The sequence below is a fragment of the Frankia sp. AgPm24 genome, assembly GCF_023243055.1.
GTDB lineage: Bacteria > Actinomycetota > Actinomycetes > Frankiales > Frankiaceae > Frankia > Frankia umida.
In genome coordinates this window covers 58170-79197 of the sequence record NZ_JALKFW010000168.1, presented here as the reverse complement: position 1 = coordinate 79197, position 21028 = coordinate 58170, and the positions used below count along the sequence as shown (strand labels likewise).

At 70.0% G+C, this 21028-nt stretch carries 21 protein-coding genes and 2 pseudogenes; 15 read left to right on the top strand and 8 right to left on the bottom strand.

What is annotated here, in order from left to right; genetic code table 11:
• Nucleotides 1–531: 531 nt before the first annotated feature.
• From MXD61_RS10685 to MXD61_RS10670, 4 genes are read left to right on the top strand one after another with little or no spacing between them, the layout of a single operon-like run.
• A complete protein-coding gene (locus MXD61_RS10685) occupies nucleotides 532–1140 on the top strand; it encodes a hypothetical protein (RefSeq protein WP_248812677.1) in 609 nt (202 codons plus the stop codon).
• On the top strand, nucleotides 1137–1679 hold the full coding sequence (locus MXD61_RS10680) for a hypothetical protein (RefSeq protein WP_248812676.1): 543 nt from the start codon (nucleotides 1137–1139) through the stop codon (nucleotides 1677–1679). The genes MXD61_RS10685 and MXD61_RS10680 overlap by 4 nt, the downstream gene beginning before the upstream one ends.
• The gene (locus MXD61_RS10675) at nucleotides 1676–3076 is read left to right on the top strand and encodes a peroxidase (RefSeq protein WP_248812675.1); all 1401 of its coding nucleotides are present in this window, start codon (nucleotides 1676–1678) and stop codon (nucleotides 3074–3076) included. The genes MXD61_RS10680 and MXD61_RS10675 overlap by 4 nt, the downstream gene beginning before the upstream one ends.
• A 39-nt stretch (nucleotides 3077–3115) precedes the next feature.
• On the top strand, nucleotides 3116–3373 hold the full coding sequence (locus MXD61_RS10670; protein WP_248812674.1) for a cytochrome P450: 258 nt from the start codon (nucleotides 3116–3118) through the stop codon (nucleotides 3371–3373).
• An 80-nt stretch (nucleotides 3374–3453) separates the two neighbouring features.
• Here MXD61_RS10670 and MXD61_RS10665 read toward each other — a convergent pair whose 3' ends face one another.
• Nucleotides 3454–4656: a cytochrome P450 gene (locus tag MXD61_RS10665; protein WP_248812673.1), complete on the bottom strand. Its 1203-nt coding sequence runs from the start codon at nucleotides 4654–4656 to the stop codon at nucleotides 3454–3456.
• Between the two features lie 226 nt (nucleotides 4657–4882).
• On the opposite strand from MXD61_RS10665, the gene MXD61_RS10660 reads away from it, so the two are divergent.
• Together MXD61_RS10660 and MXD61_RS28820 are read left to right on the top strand one after the other, a co-directional pair.
• The gene (locus MXD61_RS10660) at nucleotides 4883–5575 is read left to right on the top strand and encodes a TetR/AcrR family transcriptional regulator (protein ID WP_248812672.1); all 693 of its coding nucleotides are present in this window, start codon (nucleotides 4883–4885) and stop codon (nucleotides 5573–5575) included.
• Between the two features lie 452 nt (nucleotides 5576–6027).
• Nucleotides 6028–6195, top strand: a pseudogene (locus tag MXD61_RS28820) (DedA family protein); the annotation flags it as partial.
• Between the two features lie 40 nt (nucleotides 6196–6235).
• Here the strand turns inward: MXD61_RS28820 and MXD61_RS10655 are convergent.
• Both MXD61_RS10655 and MXD61_RS10650 read right to left on the bottom strand, forming a co-directional pair.
• Entirely contained in the window at nucleotides 6236–6475 is a 240-nt protein-coding gene (locus MXD61_RS10655; protein WP_248812671.1) for a hypothetical protein, read from the bottom strand.
• Nucleotides 6472–7491 (bottom strand): amidohydrolase family protein, encoded by a 1020-nt coding sequence (locus tag MXD61_RS10650; RefSeq protein ID WP_248812670.1) that lies wholly within the window; start codon nucleotides 7489–7491, stop codon nucleotides 6472–6474. The genes MXD61_RS10655 and MXD61_RS10650 overlap by 4 nt, the downstream gene beginning before the upstream one ends.
• A gap of 120 nt (nucleotides 7492–7611) precedes the next feature.
• Between MXD61_RS10650 and MXD61_RS10645 the strand changes: the two genes are divergently transcribed.
• From MXD61_RS10645 to MXD61_RS10610, 8 genes are all read left to right on the top strand, one after another.
• The gene (locus MXD61_RS10645; RefSeq protein WP_248812669.1) at nucleotides 7612–8547 is read left to right on the top strand and encodes a LysR family transcriptional regulator; all 936 of its coding nucleotides are present in this window, start codon (nucleotides 7612–7614) and stop codon (nucleotides 8545–8547) included.
• Nucleotides 8548–8864: 317 nt separating this feature from the next.
• Nucleotides 8865–9899, top strand: a complete 1035-nt coding sequence (locus MXD61_RS10640) for a C-terminal binding protein (protein ID WP_248812668.1) — start codon at nucleotides 8865–8867, stop codon at nucleotides 9897–9899.
• Nucleotides 9896–10888 (top strand): phosphotransferase family protein, encoded by a 993-nt coding sequence (locus MXD61_RS10635; protein ID WP_248812667.1) that lies wholly within the window; start codon nucleotides 9896–9898, stop codon nucleotides 10886–10888. The genes MXD61_RS10640 and MXD61_RS10635 overlap by 4 nt, the downstream gene beginning before the upstream one ends.
• Nucleotides 10885–12216 (top strand): phosphopyruvate hydratase, encoded by a 1332-nt coding sequence (gene eno / locus MXD61_RS10630; RefSeq protein ID WP_248812666.1) that lies wholly within the window; start codon nucleotides 10885–10887, stop codon nucleotides 12214–12216. Before MXD61_RS10635 ends, eno begins: the two co-directional genes overlap by 4 nt.
• Nucleotides 12213–13187, top strand: a complete 975-nt coding sequence (locus MXD61_RS10625) for a fumarylacetoacetate hydrolase family protein (protein ID WP_248812665.1) — start codon at nucleotides 12213–12215, stop codon at nucleotides 13185–13187. Before eno ends, MXD61_RS10625 begins: the two co-directional genes overlap by 4 nt.
• A gap of 5 nt (nucleotides 13188–13192) precedes the next feature.
• Complete coding sequence (locus MXD61_RS10620) at nucleotides 13193–14128, top strand: PDR/VanB family oxidoreductase (protein WP_248812664.1); 936 nt, start codon at nucleotides 13193–13195, stop codon at nucleotides 14126–14128.
• Between the two features lie 112 nt (nucleotides 14129–14240).
• On the top strand, nucleotides 14241–15170 hold the full coding sequence (locus MXD61_RS10615) for a VOC family protein (RefSeq protein ID WP_248812663.1): 930 nt from the start codon (nucleotides 14241–14243) through the stop codon (nucleotides 15168–15170).
• 30 nt (nucleotides 15171–15200) lie between these two features.
• Nucleotides 15201–16331, top strand: a complete 1131-nt coding sequence (locus MXD61_RS10610) for an FAD-dependent monooxygenase (protein WP_248812662.1) — start codon at nucleotides 15201–15203, stop codon at nucleotides 16329–16331.
• Between the two features lie 46 nt (nucleotides 16332–16377).
• Here MXD61_RS10610 and MXD61_RS10605 read toward each other — a convergent pair whose 3' ends face one another.
• Complete coding sequence (locus MXD61_RS10605; RefSeq protein ID WP_248812661.1) at nucleotides 16378–17571, bottom strand: cytochrome P450; 1194 nt, start codon at nucleotides 17569–17571, stop codon at nucleotides 16378–16380.
• A gap of 139 nt (nucleotides 17572–17710) precedes the next feature.
• Here MXD61_RS10605 and MXD61_RS10600 point away from each other — a divergent pair, with 139 nt between their 5' ends.
• Entirely contained in the window at nucleotides 17711–18307 is a 597-nt protein-coding gene (locus MXD61_RS10600) for a TetR/AcrR family transcriptional regulator (RefSeq protein WP_248812660.1), read from the top strand.
• A 416-nt stretch (nucleotides 18308–18723) separates the two neighbouring features.
• Here MXD61_RS10600 and MXD61_RS28815 read toward each other — a convergent pair whose 3' ends face one another.
• The 4 genes and pseudogenes from MXD61_RS28815 to MXD61_RS10580 form a co-directional block, all read right to left on the bottom strand.
• Nucleotides 18724–18900: a hypothetical protein gene (locus MXD61_RS28815; RefSeq protein ID WP_374628765.1), complete on the bottom strand. Its 177-nt coding sequence runs from the start codon at nucleotides 18898–18900 to the stop codon at nucleotides 18724–18726.
• Between the two features lie 283 nt (nucleotides 18901–19183).
• Nucleotides 19184–19378: a hypothetical protein gene (locus tag MXD61_RS10590; RefSeq protein ID WP_248812658.1), complete on the bottom strand. Its 195-nt coding sequence runs from the start codon at nucleotides 19376–19378 to the stop codon at nucleotides 19184–19186.
• Between the two features lie 67 nt (nucleotides 19379–19445).
• Nucleotides 19446–19969 (bottom strand): annotated as a pseudogene (locus MXD61_RS10585) (integrase core domain-containing protein); the annotation flags it as partial.
• Nucleotides 19970–20080: 111 nt separating this feature from the next.
• The coding region (locus tag MXD61_RS10580) for an acyl-CoA dehydrogenase family protein (RefSeq protein ID WP_248812657.1) at nucleotides 20081–21028 on the bottom strand (948 nt) is incomplete at its 5' end.

Below are 21028 nucleotides of genomic sequence, written 5' to 3'. Positions count from 1 at the left end.
AACACCCCCGGACGTGGACCGGGCACCCCACCCCGCGCGACAGCCGGGGCACCCCGCCACGGCCACACCCAGACCAAACGGCATAACTCAACATCAACAAGAGTGGGAGACCAGCCCACGATCACACCCGGTCCAGGCGCGAAAGATCTGGGTTAACTGGACAGACCCTGTCGGCGCTGTTGGTCCAGCACATGCGGCGGCCAGCCGGAGTTGGAGGTCGGTGCCGGTGGCGAGCGCGCAGTGGCCGCGGCGGATGTTGTGACCAGATGTGTCCGACGCTGATCACAACAGACCGCGGCGGCGTAGCCGTGGAAGTACGGCGACGCCACTCAGCGGAATCCGATGACGCTCGACGCGCGATGACGAAAACGCCGATCCGCGGAGTGCAAGCCGTTCGACCCGTATACGGTTCGTTCGTTCCCGTCTGACCGGCAATATAATTACCGGTCACCCGATGTCAAAGTAGCGCTTCAGGGCCGTACCACGTACCTTCTCTTCTTGAGATTCCACCGGCAGAAGAGGGTACCCGAGGTGATCGTCTCCGAGCCAGGAACCGTCGGGACCGCCACCGGCACCGACGCCGGCAACATCAACGGGCAGGCCATCGCCATCACCGTCTTCAGCACGGTGAAATGGTGGGGAAAGCTTTGGCTTCCTGTTCTTTTCACCACCTTTCGACTGATTCCGCCGCTGACCCGCGACCTGCGGAAGCTGTCGTTCATCCATTTCGCCAGGTGGACGCTGGTCCGCGATCTTCCCGCGAACGGCGACGCCGCACCGCGGACCCGGCTCCGCTACCCGCACCTGTTCTTCGAGAGCAACTTCAACGACGGGTGGGAGGAGTACATCGATGCCTTCTCCTACGTGCTGACGCGCGGCATGAGCCTCTTCTGGGCCAGTTCGTACGGATTCCCCGGAGCACTCCCGACCGGTCCGTTCAAGGATTACATCCATCGCAACGAGTTCGAAGCCGCCCACTACTACTCGGCCTATCCGGAGGCGACGGCGACGATGGTGCGGAAGGCCCTGGCGTTGGCACCCAGGGTCGCCGACTTCGCCGAGCGTGCCACCCGGCTGTCGTCGGCGGAGTTCGAGGCCGCGTGGTCGGCGTTCCTCACCGACGCCCAGGACCTGCTGTGAGGGCGCGGCGGGCGCAGGCGAGCCCGGTCACCGTCCTCACGCCGATCGTGCCGGGCGAGCGGGACGCGCTCGAGAGCTACCTGACGGGGCTGGGTAACGCGCCCGGCGGTAGCCCGCTGGCGCGGGTGCCGGGTACGCACTTCGCCCGCTGGGTGATTGTTCCCGACCTCGTGACAGATCCGAAGCAGCCCGCTCCCGACCCGCTCGGCTCTTCTCACCTGTTGTTCACCAGCAACGTCGACGGGTCCGCGGACGCCTACCTCGCCGCCGTCGCGGACACGCTGACCGCCGAGGCGCCCGAGATCTGGGGGCGGTGCGTCGGCTGCCCGCAGCCGGCCACCGGTGTGGGGCTCGCGCGCTACCTGCGGCACAACGCGATCGGCACCGGACTGTTCTTCGCCGCCTACCCGCGCGCGACCGTGCAGGAGGTGAAGGCGGCGCTGCCCGTGCACGACCGGTTCGTCCGCCTGCTCGTCGACACCCAGCTCGCCGGCCCGGCGGCGATCCGCGCGGCCTTCCTGAAGGAGTTCCGGCCGTGACGGTCGCCACCCCCCGGACCCGGCGGACGCGGCCGGTGCCCGATCTCGCCGACATCCAGGGCGGGATCCTGCGCGCGTACGGAAACGACTATTCGCGCACGACCTACCTCTTCGTGAACGTGGCCGAGATGCGCACCGGGCGGCGGTGGCTCGGCCATCTCGTGGACGACGTCACCAGCGCCCGGTCGTGGACCGAGGGCAAGCCCGCGACCACGCTGAATGTCGCCCTCACCTACGACGGGCTGCGCGCCCTCGGCCTTTCCCCCGAGCTGCTCGCGACGTTCTCGGACGAGTTCCGCGCCGGGATGGCGGCGCGCGCGGCCCAGCTCGGCGACGTTGGCACGTCCGCACCCGAGCACTGGGACACCCCCGCCAGAGCGCATGTGATCCTCGTCGTCAACGCGCTGAGCGAGGATGACCTGACCGGCCGGCTCGCCGACCTGCGCGCCGATCTCGGCCGGTACAATGGCCTTTCCCTGGTGCACCAGGAACACGCGATTCTGCTGCCCGGCGTGCGCGAGCATTTCGGTTTCGCCGACGGCTTCGCCCAACCCGCGGTGGAGGGTGTCACCGACGAGAAAGCACCCGGCGGCGGCGTGCGGGACAAGGACGGCTGGCGCGGCCTCGCCCTCGGCGAGTTCGTTCTCGGATATCCGGACGAGTCCGGCCGGGACGGCAACGGCCAGGATCTCCCGCGGGCCCCCGCCGGCCCGCTCGGGCGCAACAGCACCTACGGCGTGTGGCGCAAACTGGAACAGGACGTAGCGCTCTTCCGGGAGACGCTGCGCACGTTCGCGGCGGCCTTTCCCGGCGGCGACGAGGAGAAGCTCGCCGCCAAGATCGTCGGACGATGGCGCAACGGCACGCCGATCGTGCGCTCCCCCGACAGCCCGGCGGTCGGCTTCCGCGGGGACGAGCCGGGTGCCAACGACTTCCTTTACCACGACGTGGACGCGGACGGCCGGCGCTGCCCGCTCGGCGCTCACATCCGCCGCTGCAACCCGCGGGACTCGATCGGGTTCGGTGAGCTGCTGAGCTTCCGGCACCGGATGCTGCGGCGCGGGGTGCCGTACGGGCCGCCCCTCCCGCCCGAGGCGACCGGGCCGGACGGCCACAAGCGTGGCCTGATCTTCGTCTGCTACGTCGCGAGCATCTCCCGGCAGTTCGAGAGTGTGCAGGTGCAGTGGCTGGAGGACGGGAACGTCTTCGGGCTCGGCCGCGACAAGGACTTCCTGCTCCGCGGACCGGCGGACGGCAGCGGGAAGATGACCGTGCCGGGCGAGCCGCCGTTCTTCCTCGGCCCGCAGCCGACGTTCGTGACGACCCGCGGCGGCCAGTACCTCTTCGTGCCCGGCATCACGGGGCTCGGCGCCGTAGCGGCCGGGACGGCGGGCTGACATGGGCGCCGTCCCGGCCGCCCCCGCGGGCTCAGCGACGTGCTCGTGGACCGATCCGGCTGGATGTTCGTCCTGCTGCGGCGGTTCCGCCCGATCCTGTCCGTCGGACCGATCACGGTCGTCACCAGGTCCGACGACGTGCGCGCGGTGCTCGGCGACCACGAGCACTTCACGGTCGCGCTCTACACGCCGAAGATGGCCGAGATCACCGGCCCGTTCATCGGATCACCCCCACGGGCGTGGGGAGGACGCGAATGGCATCAGCACGGGGGACGCTGGCGTTGGTCGGTCGAGTGATGCCGTCGGACGCGCGAACCAGGACAGCGCCCGCGACCGCACTACCGCCGCGGGCCGCTCGAACCCGTCGCGGGCGGAGGTCAGTCGGCCGTGGGCGCTGGTGTGCAGGCGATGACGGCGTGGCGCAGTTCGTAACTCCCCAGGCCGTCGAACCAGGTCAGGTCCGGCGTACGCTCCAGGCGGATGCCGGGCACGGCGAACAACCCGTCCAGAAAGATCCGTGACTCGGCCATCGCGACCTGCGCGCCGGGACAGCGGTGACTGCCGTCGCCGAAGCTCAGGAACGAGCCGACCTGCTTCTGCTTCGTCCCCCGGTCCGGGTCGAGCGCGTGCGGGCAGGCACCGACCGCCGCCGGGTCGACGTTGGCCGCACGGATGTTGATGGCGAGCACGTCGCCCGCGGCCGCGACGGCGCCGGTGAACGCGACGTCATGCTCGGCCCTGCGGTGCAGCATCGCCGCGACGGGCTCCAGGCGCAGGATCTCCTCCAGGATCGCGGTCTGGTCGGCCGCGTCCGCCGCGACGAAACGGGCCCGCAGCGCGTCGTCCTCGAACAGGTGCCAGGCCGCCATCACGATGAACTCACGCGTCGTGACCATGCCGGCTACCGCGTAGGTCATGCACTCCACCAGGATCGCCCGGTCCGGGTAGCTCTCGTCGATCAGGTGCGAGATGACGTCGTCGCGCCGCTCGGCCCGGCGCGCCCTGATCGCCGGACGGACGTCCCGCAGGTAGAACCGCCCCGCGTGGAACGCGGACACGAGCCCGACACCGAACCGGACGGCCTTGTTCCTGGAACCGACCCGCGTGGCGAACAACGAGGCCTCGATCCGGCCCGCCATCGTGGCCTGGTCACTGCCGGTCAGCCCGATGATCTCCGCCGCGACAGCGACGGCGAGTTCGTAGCTGAGCTCGTCGAGACGAGCGGTACCGGTCGCGCGCAGCCGGCCGAGCAGCCGCTCGGTGGTGCGCTCCATGACCAGCCGGTGGTGGGTGTTGATGGCCTTGGGGGTGAAGTAGCGCGCGATCGCGGTCCGCGCCTTCTTGTGCCGCTCGCCGTCGAGGAAGAACACCGGGCAGAACCTGTCCTCCGGGGAGAACCGGTCACCGCTCACGCCAGCCTGCAGCATCTGGCCGCTGCGCAGGACCTCCCGGCCTAAGCCGAAACCACCGACCTCCCTCGCCCCGGGCTCAGGCCGGACGCGCCCGGCGGCGATCTTCGCCGACTTCCGGTCGTCGCGCGTCGGGTCCATCGCGTCCGCGGGAAGCTCCGCTGTCGTCACGATCGTCTCCAGACACCGGTCACCCGGTACATAGCGGACAAGGTGCGTCGAGCGTAAGCCATCTCAAGCAAGATGTCTCGCATGAGATTGCCCCGTGTGAGACGCCCCGACGCCGGCGACCCACTCACGCGCCAGCGTGCGCGCGACTAGATTCGTCCCTGCGCTCGCGCCGGCCGCCACCAACGGCCACGCTGACGAGCCACCGGCGACGCGGACGGGAGACCAGATGGCGGGCTCGACCAACGCGCAGGACCCCGACTCCTCCCGCCGCGCCGCGGCCCGCCCGCCGCGCGCCCGCGTCTACGAGAACTCGCAACGGTCCCGGCAGGCCGCGGCCACCCGGGAGCGGATCCTCACCACGGCGACCCAGCTGGTGCATGACCTCCCGAACTGGGACTGGCGAAGCCTGACCGTCCGCGCGGTCGCCCGCCAGACCGGCGTGAACGAGAGCACCGTCTACCGCCATTTCGCCACGGAACGGAATCTGCACGACGCTGTCCTGCGCCGGCTCGAGACCGAGGCCGGCGTCGAACTCGCGTCGATGCGCCTGGAGACAATCGGCCACACGATCAGCCAGACCTTCGCCTACCTCAGCAGGTTCCCCATCGAGGCCCGGCCCGTCCACGACCCGACCTTCGCGGCACTCGACCAACGCCGTCGCGACGCACTGCGCGCGGCGGTCAACCAGGCGGCCGAGGACTGGCCCGATGACGAACGCGAAATGGCGACCGCCGCGCTGGACGCCTACTGGAGCGTGCCCACCTTCGAACGCATGGTCACGACCTGGAACCTCGACCCAACGGCCGCGGCGGACGCCGCCACCTGGGTGATAGGCCTCATCGAGACGGCCATCCGCGCCGGCCACCGGCCACCCCGCCACGCGAACGCTCCCGGAAGCGCCACGCCCCCGCCCGACTGACGTCGCCAGCCACCCGGGCGGACCTCAGCACCCCCGTCCCCACACCACCGGCCAGGCCTTCACCCGCCGAGACCGGCACCTCTCGTGGGTGCGGGTGGGACTGCGGGTGGAACTGTCCGACACTCGGGCCCGGCTTCTTGATGTCCTGCCGGCGCCAACGATCGTCTCGCTGGTACAAATGAATGACCAGTCGTGGTGTCGAGTGCGGCGCACTGCTTGCTGGCCACCAGCGCGCCGTCAACCTCGACGCCCGGCAGTCACGACTGGCCGCCGCAGGTCCGAAAGCCGCAGATTCCCAGGTCAGAGACCTGCCAGCGGTGCGGTTTTCCGCAGTACGGCACTGCGGGTTTAGGACCGGAACCTAATGGTATTCCGCAGAGTGCGGCCAGCTTCTCGGTCAGTAGTTTGGGAACTGCCCGGCGACCTGTCTTCGGAAAGCACCTGGAGAGCGAATGGCATTCAGCTCCGCACCGCCTGCCATCGACGAACCGCTGGGCGGGCTCGCCGGGTGGGCGGTCGACCTGATGGACAGTCTCGGCGGCGTCGGGGCGGCGATCGTGGTGGGCCTGGATAACGTCTTCCCGCCGGTCCCGAGCGAGCTTGTGCTCCCCCTGGCGGGCCAGGGATCCGCCGGGCCCGGCTCAATGGTGTGCACGGGGTTCACCCGGCGCTTCCAGCCGAACTGGGAGCCGTGTTCGTCGAAGGGGAGGGAGAGGTTGAACGGGTCCCCACGCGGATCAGGTTCGCGGCCTCGGCGCGCGGCTTCGCGTCGAGGAAGTTCACCGCGCCGCGCGCGTCGTCCGCGCCCCATCGGTTCCAGTTGCTGAACTGCCGCGCCGATGCCGCGATGGCCGCCTCGGCATCGGGGCCGAAGTCAACGGTGATGTCGTGTTTCCTCATCGGTCCACTCCAGACGTGGCCAGGCCGAGCAGGCGGACGGCGTTGCCGCCGCGGATGGCCTCGGTGGTGGCGGCGTCGAAACCGGCGGCTTCCAGGCGGTCGACCGGATCCTCGACGCCCATGTCGAAGGGATAGTCGCTGCCGAGGGTGACCTGCCCGGCGCCCATGACACCGACCAGGTGCCGCAACTGCTCGGGCGTGTAGACCAGGGAGTCGACGAACGTCCGGCGCAGGAGGGCGGACGGCGGCTCGGCCGTGGTGTGGGCGTCGGCCCGGGCGGCCCAGGCGTGGTCGGCGCGCACGATGTAGCTGGCCAGGTACCCGCCGCCGTGGGCGGACCAGATCCGCAGGTTCGGGTGCCGCTCCAGCAGGCCGCAGAACAGCACCCGGGACAGCGCGAGCGCCGTCTCGGCCGGGTTGCCGACGCTGTTGAACAGGTAGTAGGCGTTCAGCCGCTCCCCGAGGGTGCAGCCCCACGGATGGATCAGGACGGCGGTGTCGAGCTGCGCCGCGGCCGCCCAGAACTGTGCCAGGGACGGATCGTCGAGCTCGCGGCCCGGCCCGGCGGACGTCGAGATCTGCACCCCGCGCATGCCCTGGTCGACGACCGCGGACCGCAGCTGCCCGACGGCCAGGTCGGGGTACTGGAGCGACACCGTGCCGATGGGAACCAGCCGGGCCGGGTCCTTCGCGCAGAAGGCGGCGACGGAGGCGTTGCTCGCCGCCACGATCCGGGCGGCGAGGTCCCGGTCGGCCCAGGCGTGCGGCAGTGGTACGGCGCTCACCGCCTGGATGTCCACCCGGGCGGCGTCCATGGCGCTCAGCCGCGGCTCGAGGTCCGTCAGCTTCGTTGCGATGTCGCCCATCTGCTGAAGGTTGAGCCGCAGCGACGAGGGGCCCAGGGTGGCCGCGTCCACCTGGCGCTGTCGCGCGAGTCCAGGCTGGTCCTCGACCAGGGCGTCGACCTCGGGGACCGCGACGTGGGCGTGGACATCGATGGCGGGTAAAGGCGACACGCAATCGCTCCTTGTGGAACATCGGAAACGCTTGACTGAACCGAGAGGAGAGGGAATCTTGACATCGGATGCTTCGGAACTCAGCGTGATGGCCGCCACCGGCGAAGGGTTGGAACGGCCGTGAAACTCGGACAGATAGACCTCAATCTGTTAGTCGTCCTTGACGCTCTATTACGGGAGAAGAACGTGACCCGGGCGGCGGAGAGCCTGCACCTCTCCCAGCCGGCCACCAGCACGGCGCTCGCCCGGTTGCGGCGCGTCCTCGGCGACGAGCTGCTCCGCAGGAACGGCCGCTATCTCGAGCTCACCCCCCGGGCGGAGTCGCTCATCGAGCCGGTGCGGGAGGTTCTGGCGACGATCGAGCAGACGATCGCCCGACCCCCGACCTTCGATCCCAGCACCAACTCGCGCCGCTTCTCGGTCATCGGCAGCGACTACGTCGGCGCGACTCTCCTGCGGCCCCTGATCGCACGTCTGACCGGACTGGCCGCGGGCCCCCAGGTGGACGCCACCCCGGTCGGCATGCGCTACGCGGAGGCCCTCAACCGGGACGAGGTCGACCTCGCGATCCTTCCCGACCGGATCGTCGACGAATCCTCGATCCCGGGCTGCTCGCGGATGCCGGTCATCGCCGAACGGTTCGTCGGAGTCGTGTGGCGCGATCATCCCCACGCCGAGGACCATCTCACCGCCGATCTGCTGGGCCGCTCGCCCTATCTCGGATATGTCGCCCAGGGGCAGCGCGCCATCGTGGAGAAGGACCTGGACACCGCAGGCTGCCCGCGCCGGGTGGCGGCCACTGCCAGCAGCATGGTGACCATGGCCTTTCTCCTGGCGGGAACGGACCTGGTGGCGGTGCTGCCGGAACGGCTGGCCAAGCGGGTCGCCGTCGCGGCGGAGATCCGCTTGCTGGAACCCGAGATGCCGCTGCGGCCACTGCGCGAGTCGGCGTACTGGCACGCACGGCGCGAGCGGGACCCCGGCCACGTCTGGTTGCGTGAGCAGCTGTTCGCCGTGGCCCGGGTGGAGTTTCCCCAGGCCACCGGGGCGGGGTGAGACCCTCCGGGCATCCCGAGAGCGCGTGGGCCACAAACATCGCGGGCCTCTTTCGTCCGGAATCGGCGACTGACCGGGCGGCAGCCGCTGCCGCCCGGTCAGGATCGGTCCACGACCGCGCAGATCGGAAACTCTCCTTGTGAATACCGGCGATCCGCGCCGTCGATGTCCGTCACCGGGCAGAGCCGACGGCACGGCAGGCGGCGGCCGGACGGCAGCCATCGCGGCCGTGAATCGCAGCCACCCACCTTCTGTATTTCCGCCTGGGCGTCGACCTGCCTAGCCTTGGGCGCACGCGACCACAAGGAGCCGATGCGATGGACTCACGTCACCGCGAGTGCGACGACGAACCTGGGCGACCGCGACCGAAGGTGCTGGCGACGGACATCGCCTGGCCCACGGATGATGTGGAACGCGCGGTGCTGGCCGCCGCCGGAGCCACCCTCGTGCTGGCACCGACGGGCGACGTCGCAGAACTGAGCGCCCTCGCCGCCGACGTCGACGCCATTCTCACCTGCTTCGCGAAGGTTCCCGCCGAGGTACTGGACGCGGCGCCGCGATGCCGCACCATTGCCCGCTACGGCGTCGGCGTGGACAACATCGACGTCGAACACGCCACCCGGCTCGGGATGGTGGTCAGCAACGTTCCGGTCTACTGCACCGAAGAGGTCGCCGACTCGACGCTGCTGGCTGTCCTCGCGCTTGCGCGCAGACTGATCCCGCTGACCCGGGACGTCGCGGCGGGCGGCTGGGGCCGATCAGTACCAGGAACGTCGGTCCGGCTCAGAGGTAAAGTGCTCGGTCTCGTGGGGCTGGGCGAGATCGCCCGCGCGCTCGTGCCGCGTGCGCGGGCGATCGGCCTGGACGTCATGGCGTTCAGCCGCTCGAGCAGCGCCGAGCCCGGGATCCGCCGCGCGGCCTCGTTGGCGGAGCTGCTCGGCGAGGCCGATATCGTGTCCCTGCACGTGCCGCTGACCGACGACACCCGTCATCTCATCGGGGCCGGGCAGCTCGCCGTGATGAAGCCGACGGCGTGGCTGGTGAACACCGCCCGCGGTGGCCTCGTCGACACGGTGGCGCTGCTCGACGCGCTCGACACCGGGGCGATCGCGGGCGCCGCGCTGGACGTGACCGACCCCGAGCCGCTGCCCGTCGACCATCCGCTGCGTCGCCGCGACGACGTCGTCCTCACCCCGCACACCGCCTTCTCCTCGGACGGCTCGCTCGCCGAACTGGCCAGCAGGGCCGCCGGCAACGTCGTCGACGTGCTGCGCGGCCGGGTTCCGCACAGCGTCGTCAACCCCGAGGTGCTGGGCAGCGCCGCGCTGCGGGCACCGCTGGAACCGCGGTGACCGCGCCGGCGGTCCTGGACACCGCCGCGCTGACCCGCCATCTGGTGGAGCGTGGGCTCATCTCCTCTCCCCTCGACGTCGAGGTGCACGGACTGGCCGGTGGGGTTTCCAACGACGTCGTCGTGGTCCGCGCGCCCGGTTTCGACGCGGTGGTCAAACGGGCGCTGAGCCGGCTGCGGGTCACCGAGGAATGGCTCGCCGACCCGGCCCGCCTCGGTACCGAGGGCCGGGCGCTGCGGCTGGCCGGCCGGCTCGCGCCCGGGGTGGTCCCCGCGGTCATCGACCTGGCCGGCGGCTACCTGGTCATCGAAAGAGCCCCGCGGACATGGCGAACCTGGAAGCAGGATCTGCTCGCCGCCACGGTGGACGTCGCCGTGGCCGAACGGCTCGGCCGTGTACTGGGCCGCTGGCAGCGCGCGACGGCGGGCGACGGCGACGTGGCGGGCGCCTTCGGGGACGTCACGGCCTTCGGTCAGTTACGCGTCGACCCGTTCCACCGCACGGTCGCGGGCAGGCACCCCGACCTGGCCGATCCGATCCACCAGACGATCGAGATCATGGCGGCGAACCGGACCTGCCTCGTGCACGGCGACTACACCCCGAAGAACGTGCTGGTCGGCTCCGCGGCCACCGACCTGTGGGTGATCGACTGGGAGGTCGCGCATGTCGGTGACCCGACCTTCGATCCGGCCTGGACGGTCGGTCACCTGCTGCTGAAATCGGTCCACCGACCGGCCGCGGCGCCGGCGTACGCGGCGGCGGCCAGGGCGTTTCTCACCGGCCTCGACGCCGAGCGGCCTGGCGCCGCGGCGCTCGACCCGGCCCAGCTCATCCGGCAGACCGGCTGCCTGCTGCTGGCCCGGGTCGACGGTAGGAGCCCCGCGGACTACCTCACCGCGGTCGGTCGCGGCCAGGTCCGCTCACTCGGCCGTGGCCTCCTGCTCGACCCACCCCCCACCCTGACCGATGCCTGGGAGCGGCTCACATGAGCGACACCACCATCACCGGCCTGCTCGCCTGGGAGGCACTGGACTCCCGTGGCCGGCCCACGGTCGGCTGCGAGGTCCGCCTCGACGGCGGGGCCACCGGGTCGGCAACGGTGCCCTCCGGCGCCTCGACCGGCCGCCACGAGGCCCGGGAGCTGCGCGACGGCGGCCAGCGGTACGGCGGCCAGGGGGTCCGCTCGGCCGTCGCCAACGTCGCAGGGGAGATCAACGACGCCGTCCGCGGCCTCGACGGCACCGACCAGGCCGCCCTCGACGAGCGGCTGCGCGAGCTCGACGCAACCGCGGACCTGCGCCGTCTCGGCGCGAACGCCGTCCTGTCCGTGTCGGTGGCCACGGCGGTCGCCGGCGCACGGCAACGCGGCGTGCCGCTGTTCAGGGCGGTGGCTGACGACGGTGGCACCGCGTTGCTGCCGCTACCCATGGTCAACATCATCTCCGGTGGTGCGCATTCGGGCCGCTCGATCGATGTGCAGGACTTCCTCGCGGTCCCGCTGGGGGCGTCCTCGTTCACCGAGGCGATCGAGTGGGCGGCCCGGGTCCGCGCCGGCACCGCCGAGGAGCTGACCGCCCGGGGCCTGCCGGTGGCCCTGGTCGCCGACGAGGGCGGCCTCGGTCCGCTGCTGCCCACCAACCGATCGGCGCTGGACATCCTCGTCGCCGGGGTCGAACGCGCCGGGCTGCGGCCCGGCGCGGACATCGGTATCGCCATCGACATCGCCGCCAGCCAGTTCGTGCGCGCGGACGGGCGCTACGTGCTCGCCGCGGAGGCCCGCGAGCTGAGCGCCGACGGGCTAGTCGACGAGCTGGCCGAGTGGTGCGCCAGCTATCCGATCGTCTCCCTGGAGGACCCGCTCGCCGAGGACGACTGGGCCGGCTGGCGCACGGCCACCGAGCGCCTTGCCGGGCGCCAGCTGCTCGGCGACGACCTGTTCGTCACCAACCCCGACCGGCTCCAGCGCGGCATCGACGAGCGGGTCGCCAACGCGGTACTCGTCAAGCCCAACCAGATCGGCACGCTGAGCACGGCCCGTGCCGTCGTGCGCCGGGCGCACGCCACCGGGTACGCGACCGTCCTGTCGGCCCGGTCCGGCGAGACCGAGGACGACTGGCTGGCCGACCTTGCCGTCGGCTGGCGCACCGGGCAGATCAAGGTCGGCTCCACCATGCGCTCGGAGCGCACCGCGAAGTGGAACCGGCTGCTGCGGATCGAATCCGAGCTGGGCGAGCGGGCCGAGTACGCCGGTCGGGCCGCCCTGCGGCCCGGCCGACTCCCAGCTGATCACCAGTCCGGGGACGAGACGACATCATGACGCGATCAGTCGATGGTCATGCACTTGGTCGGTTCGATGACGGCACGGGGGCGTTCACCGGCCTGGCCGTCGGCGACCGGGTCCTGCGGCTCACCGACGACAGCCTGGTGAAGGGGCCCGCCACCTACCTCGCCCTGCTCGAGGAATGGGCGACGGTGTCGGCGGCCCTGCCCCGGCTGGCCGCGCAGGCCGGCCCGGGCGACGGTCTACCGATCGGCGACCTGGACGTCCTGGCACCGGTCGAGCCCCGGCAGATCTTCCAGGCCGGCGCGAACTACCGGTCCCACGTGGCGCAGATAATCCTCGCCAGCCGGGAACCCGACGATCTGCGGTCGGACGAGGAGCTGCGCCGCGCCGCCGAGCAGATGATGGACGAGAAGGTCCGCCGCGGCAACCCGTTCGTCTTCGCCGGCCTGCCCACCGCCCTCTGCGGCCCGGACCACGACGTGCTGCTCCCGCCGGAGTCCTCGCAGATCGACTGGGAGACGGAGCTGGCTGTCGTGATCGGCGCCCGGGCGCACCGGGTACCGGCGCAGCGGGCGATGAACCATGTCGCCGGCTACACGGTCTGCAACGATGTCAGCGCCCGCGACCTCCAGTTCACCCCCGAGAACCGGGTGCTCGGCGGCGACTGGATACGGGCCAAGAACCGCCCGACCTTCCTGCCCACCGGGCCCTTCCTCGTCCCGGCCGAGCAGATCCCCGACCACCGCCAGCTTCGGATCACCTTCGACCTCAACGGCGAGCGCATGCAGGACGATGTGCCGGCCAGCATGCTGTTCGACGTCCCCAGCCTGATCGCCGCGGTCTCGGCCGCCACCACGTTGCTGCCCGGGGACCTGCTGCTCACCGGCAGCCCGGCCGGCAACGGCGGCCACTGGCGGCGCTGGCTGCAGCCGGGCGACGTCATGGAGGCGGCCATCGCCGGCCTCGGCGGGCACCGCAACCGCTGCGTCCCGGAGGTGGTCTGACGTCCATGCCTGTCGATCATGGCCGCACGCTGGTCGTCGCCTCCCTGCGCCCCGTCGCCGACCGGATCGTCGAGCTCGTCCTCGCGGCCGCGGACGGGCAACGCCTGCCACGCTGGGCACCGGGGGCCCACGTCGACCTGGTGCTGTCGACCGGTCTGACGCGGCCCTACTCGCTGGCGGGCGATCCGGACGACGACCGCGGCTGGCGGCTGCTGGTCGCCCGGTCCCCGACGGCGGGCGACGGCGCGGGAAACCACATCCACGACGTGCTGCGCACCGGCGAGCGCCTGCGGGTCCGCGGTCCCCGCCACCTGTTCTCCCTCGGCGGCGGTGCCCGCTACCTGTTCCTCGCCGCCGGTGCCGGGATCGCGCCGCTGCTGCCCATGGTCCGCCGGGTCCGCGCCGCCCGGGTCTACCCCTGGTCGCTGGTCCACGTGGACGGCTCGTCGCGGTACACGGCGCTGCGCGCTGAGGTCGAGAGTCTCGGCGCGACCTCCCGGTCCAGCCCCGAGCGCCGCGCCGCCGTGCGCGCGCTCGCCGACGCCCACCCCGACACCGCGGTGTACGTGTGCGGCAGCGGCCTGTTCGTTGACGAACTGGCGCGGGCGGCGCCGCGCGGAGTCGACCTGCACAGGCAGCAGTTCGACGCGGCCGGCGGCGGCCCTGGCGCCGGGCACGCCTACGAGGTCGTCCTGGCGCGACAGGGCGAACGGATCCGGGTCGAGCCGGGCACCCGGCTGCTTTCGGCACTGCACCAGGCCGGTGTCGAGGTGCCCGTGTCCTGCGGCACCGGCAACTGCGGTGCCTGCCTGGTCCGCGTCCTCGGCGGCGCCGTCGAACACCACGACCGTGTTCTCACCGACCTCGAACGCAGCGGGGGCCGCCAGATCGTGTCATGTGTGTCCACCGCCGCCGGAGAACAACTGGTCCTCGACCTGTAGACGGCACATGCACCTGGTGGATCAGAGGAATCACAACGGCGCATTTCCGGTTTACGCGCCCAGTTCCTAATGTCGCTGTCAGCACAGGTCGCAGATGACAGCGGAGGGCCCCGTGGGCAGTCTGATCGCAAAGCTGGGGTACGTGGGCATCCGGACACCCCAGTACGAGGAAATGCGGACCTGGGGTCCGGAGGTGCTGGGCTGCATGCTCGGGCCCGATGGCCAGGACGGCGCGGTCCGACTCAAAATCGACGACGCCGACTACCGGCTTTCGTTTCACCCGGGCGAGGACCACCGCATGCTTTTCGCCGGCTGGGAGGTGCTCAACCATCGCGACCTCGACGCCGCGGTGAACCGCTTGGAGGGCGCGGGTGCGAAGCCACGCTTCGCCGAAAAGGAGGTGGCGCGGGCTCGCGGGGTCGACCAGCTCGTCCAGTTCGAGGACCCGTTCGGCCAGCCGCTGGAACTGTTCTGCTACCAGGAGTCGAACTACCACTTCTGGCATCCGCCGCGACCGCACGCCGGGTTCGTCACCGAGGAGCAGGGGCTCGGTCATGTCGTGTTCGTCGTGCCCGACGCGCGTCATGCCGTCGACTTCTACATCGACGCGATGGGCTTCGTCCCGAGTGAGATCCTGACCATGCTGGAGCCGCTCGGGGAGATGTGGTTCCTGCGGGTCAACCCCCGCCATCACAGCGTCGCGTTCCTCGAGATACCGAACTCGGTCGGGCTGCACCATGTCTATCTGGAGTCGGTTGACATCGACGACGTCGGCTACTCGTACTTCGACGTGCTCGGTGGAGACGCGAATCCTGATCTGCAGATGGCCTTCGGCCGGCACATCGGGGACCAGGTCATCTCCTACTACGTGCACACCCCGGGCGGTTTCATGATCGAGTACGGCTGGGGCGGCCTCGCGATCAACGAGTCGGCGAAGCGCTCCCCCAACAATCTCAACTTTCGCAGGGGAAAGCGGACAGAGATGTGGGGGCACGCGTTCCGGTTCCAGCCCAACGAGACCGTGCACCCCTACCAGGCCTGAGCTCGCCGGATCCGGAAGAAGGAGCCAACCATGTCTGCCGTCGCCAGTGTCCTGGTCGTCGGGGGTGGTGTGTCCGGCGCCGCGGTGGCGATTCTGCTGGCCGAGGCCGGGATCGCCGTGGAGCTGGTCGAGATCAAGCCCGAGGTCACCGCCGTCGGCTCCGGGATCACCCTGCAGGGCAACGCGCTGCGCGTGTTACGCCAGCTCGGCGTCCTCGAGAGCTGCGCGGCCCTGGGATACGAGTCCATGAAACTCGTGGTGCGGGCGCCGGATCCGCGGGCGACCATTGTGGCCGAGCTGGACGACATTCCGTTCGGCGGCCCCGACCTGCCCTCGTCCATGGGCATGTACCGACCCGACCTCGCCCGAATCCTGGTGGACCGCGCCGAGCGGGCGGGCGTCAAGATCCGCTACTCGACCACCACGGAATCTCTCGAGCAGGACGAGGCCGGTGTCGAGGTTCGTTTCTCGACCGGCTCCTCGAGTCGCTACGACCTCGTCATCGGCGCCGACGGGGTGCGCTCGTGGACCCGCCGCATGCTGGAGATTCCGCTGGAGACGCGATCCCTCGGCATGGGGGCCTGGCGGATGTTCGGGCCCCGGCCGGCCGACGTCACCTCGTCCCAGGCCGTTTTCGGCGGCCCCTGTTATATCGCCGGGGTGACGCCCACCTCGGCGACCAGCGCCTACTGGTTCCTGGTGGAACCGGCCCAGGACCGCACGACGCAGACACCGCAGGAGCAGCTGGCGGACTTCCTCGAGCTCTTCGGGGCCTACCACGGCCCATGGGACGAGGTACACAGTGCTTTCACCGATCCACAGCACCTCCACTACACCTGGTTCGAAACCCACCTGCTGGACGCACCCTGGAATCGCGGCCGCGTCGTGCTGATCGGTGACGCGGCGCATGTGTGCCCGCCGACGCTCGCGCAGGGCGCCGCCGCCGGCCTGGAGGACGCCGCCGTTCTGGCCGAACTCCTCACCACCTCCACCGCGGTCGACGACCGGCTGTGGGCGGCGTTCACCGCACGTCGGTATGAACGGGTGAAGACGGTCGTCGATGCTTCGGTACAGATCGCGCGGTGGAATCTCGACCACGTCCAGGGAGATGTCCCCGGGCTCACCCGCACGATCGCCGCACTCGTCAGCCAGCCGGCCTGACAACCCACAGGGCCGAACCCGGACCCACAAGATTTTCAGTGGTCTTCTAGCCGACTGTGATCGGCAGGGACTCCCAGCCGCGTACGGTCGACGTCGAGCCGAGCTTCGCCTGCGCCCAGTCGACCTCCCACCTCGGAAAATGCCGAAGGATCTCCTCCAGCGCGATTCGGCCCTCCAGCCGGGCCAGCGCGGCGCCGAGGCAGTAATGGCCCCCGAGCCCGAAGGTCAGCTGCTGGCCGACGTGACGACGGATGGTGAAGGTGTTCGGATCCGGATAACGGGCCGGGTCGCGGTTGGCCGCCGCGAGGACGAAGAGCATCGTCGAGCCCGCGGGCACCGACTGACCATGGAACTCCACGTCGGTGGTGACGTAGCGGGCCAACGCGTGGCCGGGCGGCTCGAAACGCAACAGCTCCTCGATGGCGTTGGGAATCAGCGACGGGTCGGCCACCAGCGCGGCCCGGGCCGCCGGGAATTTCGCGAGCGTCGAGGGGCCCCAGCCGATCAGACGGCCGGTGGGCGCGTTGCCGGCGCCGGCAACGACCGTGACGTAGGTGAGGATCTCGTCACGGGTCAGGGTCCGGGTGACGCCGTTCTCATCGGTGAACTCGTTGGTGATCAGCTCGGTCATCAGGTCGTCGGACGGGTTCTCGCGGCGCCAGTCGATGTAGGCGCCGAAGATCTCCCCGGACATGAGCGCACCCCCGGAGAGGTCCATCTGCCCGCCGGGCTGGGTTTGCAATGCCTCGTTGCCCGCGTCCCGGATGTCGGCCTGGTCGGACTCAGGAATACCAAGGAGCATGCCGATGACGCGCATCGGGAACTCCTTTCCGAAAGCCTCGACCATGTCGAACTCGCCCGCCCCGATGAGCGGATCGAGCGTGCGGACACAGAATTCACGGATCTTCGGCTCGAGCCCAAGGACGCGCCTCGGGGTGAAGACCCGGGCCAGCAGACCGCGGTGCAGGTCGTGGCTCGGTGGGTCCTCGAAGATGAGGGTGCCGGGGGGCATCTCCATGCCCGACTTGATGATTTCCAGAACACCGCCCCTGGCGGACGAGAACGTCTTCCAGTTCGGCACGCTGCGCGCGATGTCGGCGAACCGGGTGATCGCGAAGAAGTCATACTGCTCGTTGTAGTAGAGGGGAGCCTGCTCCCGTAGCCGCTGGTAGATCGGGTACGGGTCCGCGGCGTAGGCCTGGTCGTAGGGATCCCAGGCCAGGGCGGTGTCCGTCGTCATCCGTTCGCTCCTCACGACGCGAATTACCGGTGGCGACGCGTGATGCTGAGCGTTCGCCCAATTGCTATGCTGAGCATATGTCTATCGCCCAACCAGCCGGCTCGTCAAGCGATCTACCTACGGCGCCGGGCGCCGCGCTGTGACCGCGACGCGTCGACTGGGCGCGGCGAACTCGGAGACGAGAACCGCACTGCTCGACATGACCGCCGCGATCATGGTCGAGGAGGGCTACGCCGCCGCCACGTCACGCCGGGTCGCGGCGCGGGCAGGCGTGAAGCCCGCCTTGGTGCATTACTACTTCCACACGATGGACGACCTGTTCCTGGCGCTCTTCCGGAAGGGCGCGGAGGCGAACCTCCGGCGCTACGAACAGGCCCTCGCCACCCACCAGCCACTACGCGTCCTGTGGGGGCTGGCCAGGGAGCCTGGCGGAGCGCTGCTGCTCGCGGAGTTCCAGGCACTCGCGAACCACCGCAAGACCATCCGAGCGGAAATAGCCGAGTATGCCGAGCGTTTTCGCGCCCTCGAGATCAAGGCCGTCGCGGCGCGGTTCGCCAGCCGCGGCTACGAAGCGGTTCCGGCCGGGGCGGTGACCGTCGTGATGAGCGCCGTCGCGCGCATCCTCGTGATGGAGGACGTCATGGGCATCACGACCGGTCACCAGGAAGTGCTGGACCTCGTCGAGCGCTACCTCGACCAGCTCGAGCCGAGCGCCGCGGAGTCAGGTCCGGCGTGATGGCATGTCAGAGCCGTCCGTTCTGCGCGAACTGCTCTTTTCACCCGCTCGGGCGCCCACTTCTCCACGAACGCGAGCATGCCCTCACGGGACTCCAGCGAGTGTTCCAACGCCCAGCATCGCGTGATCCTGCCTACTTTATTATCCATTGTTGGCAACCAGCTTCTTGATGTTGGTCTCGACGATTTGACCTTGGCCAGGACCTCCTCGGCTGTCGCGGCCCAGAAGAACGGCTCCGCAGTGGAGTTCCAGCGCTCGATACAGTCCCGGATCTGTTTGATCAGCACTTTGACTGAGCTGAAGGCGCCCCGGCAGATTGACTGTCTGGTGATGATGCCGAACCAGGCTTCGATCTGGTTGATCCACGACGACCCTACGGGGGTGAAACGGAAATGGATTCCAGGGTTCTCTTCGAGTCACGTCATGACGCCTGGCGTCGCGCGAGCGGGGAGATTGTCGAGAACGACGTGGACTTCTTTGTCCGTGTGGGGTTTCACGGCTTTCTTGATGAAGTCCAGGAAGTCGTCTCCCGTACGGGTGGGGCGGCATTCGCCGACGACCTTGCCTGCGCCGACGTCAAGTACTGCGAGCAGGTTGGTGGTGCCGTGTCGGACGTGGTCGTGGGTTCGCTTCTCGGTGGCGTCGAAGGCGATCGGTAGCAGATGCCGGGACGGCCAGCTACGGCTGCCGCCTACCGGTCCGACGTTGCGTTCCGCCGCCGATCACCTCGCGTGGACCGACCAGGCGCCCGCCCGTCCGGGGTGCGGGAGCAGCTGAGTCCGGTCGCCGCGCGGTCGCCGGCATCATCGGAGCCGTCGCGTCGATGGTCGGCCGGCACATGGACCGGTGTGCGCTCGCTGCCGGTGCCATGACCATCTACCAGCCCCGGCGGGCCAGCTGCGTGAGGCGGTCGGCGAGCTGGCCGAACGGGCAGGGCTCGACACCGCGGCCTTCCCATCGCGGTGTCCCGTCGGGGCCGGGTCGGGGCTCGAGCACGACCGGCCGCCCGTCGACGGCCACCTCAGGCCAGGTGGTGTTGAGCTGGTCCATGACGTGGTCCTGCAGCGTCAAGGCGATCTCGACAGCGAGACCCGCCTGTTGGGTGCCAGAACTCGGCGACAGGTCTTGACCTGGTCTTTTAGGCGGCTCGTTCATATTCGTTGATCAAGCCGCCGAAGTTGGGGCAGCGCTTGGACCGTTCCTTGGTCAGGGCGGCGGTGGGGTGGTCGGGTCGTGATGGTTGAAGGTCACAGCCGCGGTGGGGTCGCTGTCCGTTGTGGTGGGCTGCGTACTCGGCCAGAACGGTGCGCAGGTGCCGTTCACCGACGATCAGCATGCGGTCGGCGACCTCGGTCCGGACGGTGCGGACGAACCGTTCCGCGTCGGCGTTCGCCCGGGGGGTCGGGGTGGGACCGTGACCGCGGTGATGCCGGCATGGGCGAGGACCGCGTCGAACGACGCGGTGAACTGCCCGGCCTGGTCGCGGATCAGGAACGGGAAGTCGGCCGCCCGGTCACCGAGGTCCATGAGGAGATCGCAGATCTGTCGGGTGGTCCGTGGTCGGTCGGGGTGGGCGGTGACTCCGAGGATGTGGCCGGTACGGGAGTCGACCTCGATGAGAAAGAAGCTGTACAGGCACCGCGGTGTCACGGCGCAGACCACGACGAGAGCACGATCTTCCGAAGGTCGTTCCACGCCACGAGGACACGCCGCACCACCCCACAACACCAGCAGGTACCACGCAGCGTGACAGTCTGAGGTCAAACGACACTCTTAGAAGAAGCCCTGGTTGGGTGGCGGCGTGCCGTGGAGTGCGTGGCGGCCGACCACGACCGCCTTGAGCGTCTTCGGATTGTGGGCGGCGATCGCGCGGATGTTTCGCCAGTGTCGGTCCAGGTGGGCGCCGCGGCGGACGAGGGAGCCGCCGCCGACGTCGAACAGCTCCGAGGCCGCGCGGTTGGCGAGCTCGTCGATGACGACCTTCGCCTTGGCGTTCAGCAGCGCCGCCCGCAGCGAGAGCTCACCCTCCTCGGGAGTGCCGTGCGCCGCGTAGGCCTCCTGCAGCGCCGCCCCGGCGGTGAGGACCAGAGCCTCGGCCGCGAACGCCTGGCTGTGCAGCAGCCCGACGCTGTACTGCACGATCGGGTCGTCGGCGGGCGTGTCGGCGTTCGCGTGGTAGAACGCCCGCGTGCGGCGGTGCACCTGCTCGACGGCGTCGCTGGCCACCCGTCGCAGGATGCCGGCGATCATCGCGTTCAGCTGGATGTGGAAGAACGTCGCGGGGTACGGGAGGGCGTCGCCGGCCGATGCGTCCGTGCCGAAGTAGTCCTCGGGGTGGATGGCGACGTCCTCGAAGGTCACCGTGCCGCTGCCGGTGAAGCGTTGGCCGAAGCCGTCCCAGTCGTTGGGTCGGTGCACGCCCGGGCGGTCACCAGGGAGGATCAGCTGCGTCTTCTCGCCGTCGACGCCGGTGGCGCTGACCAGCAGCCAGTCCATGTACAGGCTGCCGGTGGTGTAATACTTCGTCCCGTTCAGGCGCTGGCCGGCCGGCGTCCGGGTGATCGTGGTCTCGTACGGGAAGTCGGTCGCGCCGGCCTTCGCGCCGAGCTCGGTCGCCGCTGAGCCGATCAGCTCTCCTCGGGCGACGTGCTCCAGCCATCGCGCGGCACCGGGGCCGGTGGCGCGCCGGCGGGTGTGCCCGCCCCCGCAAAGGCGGGGCCG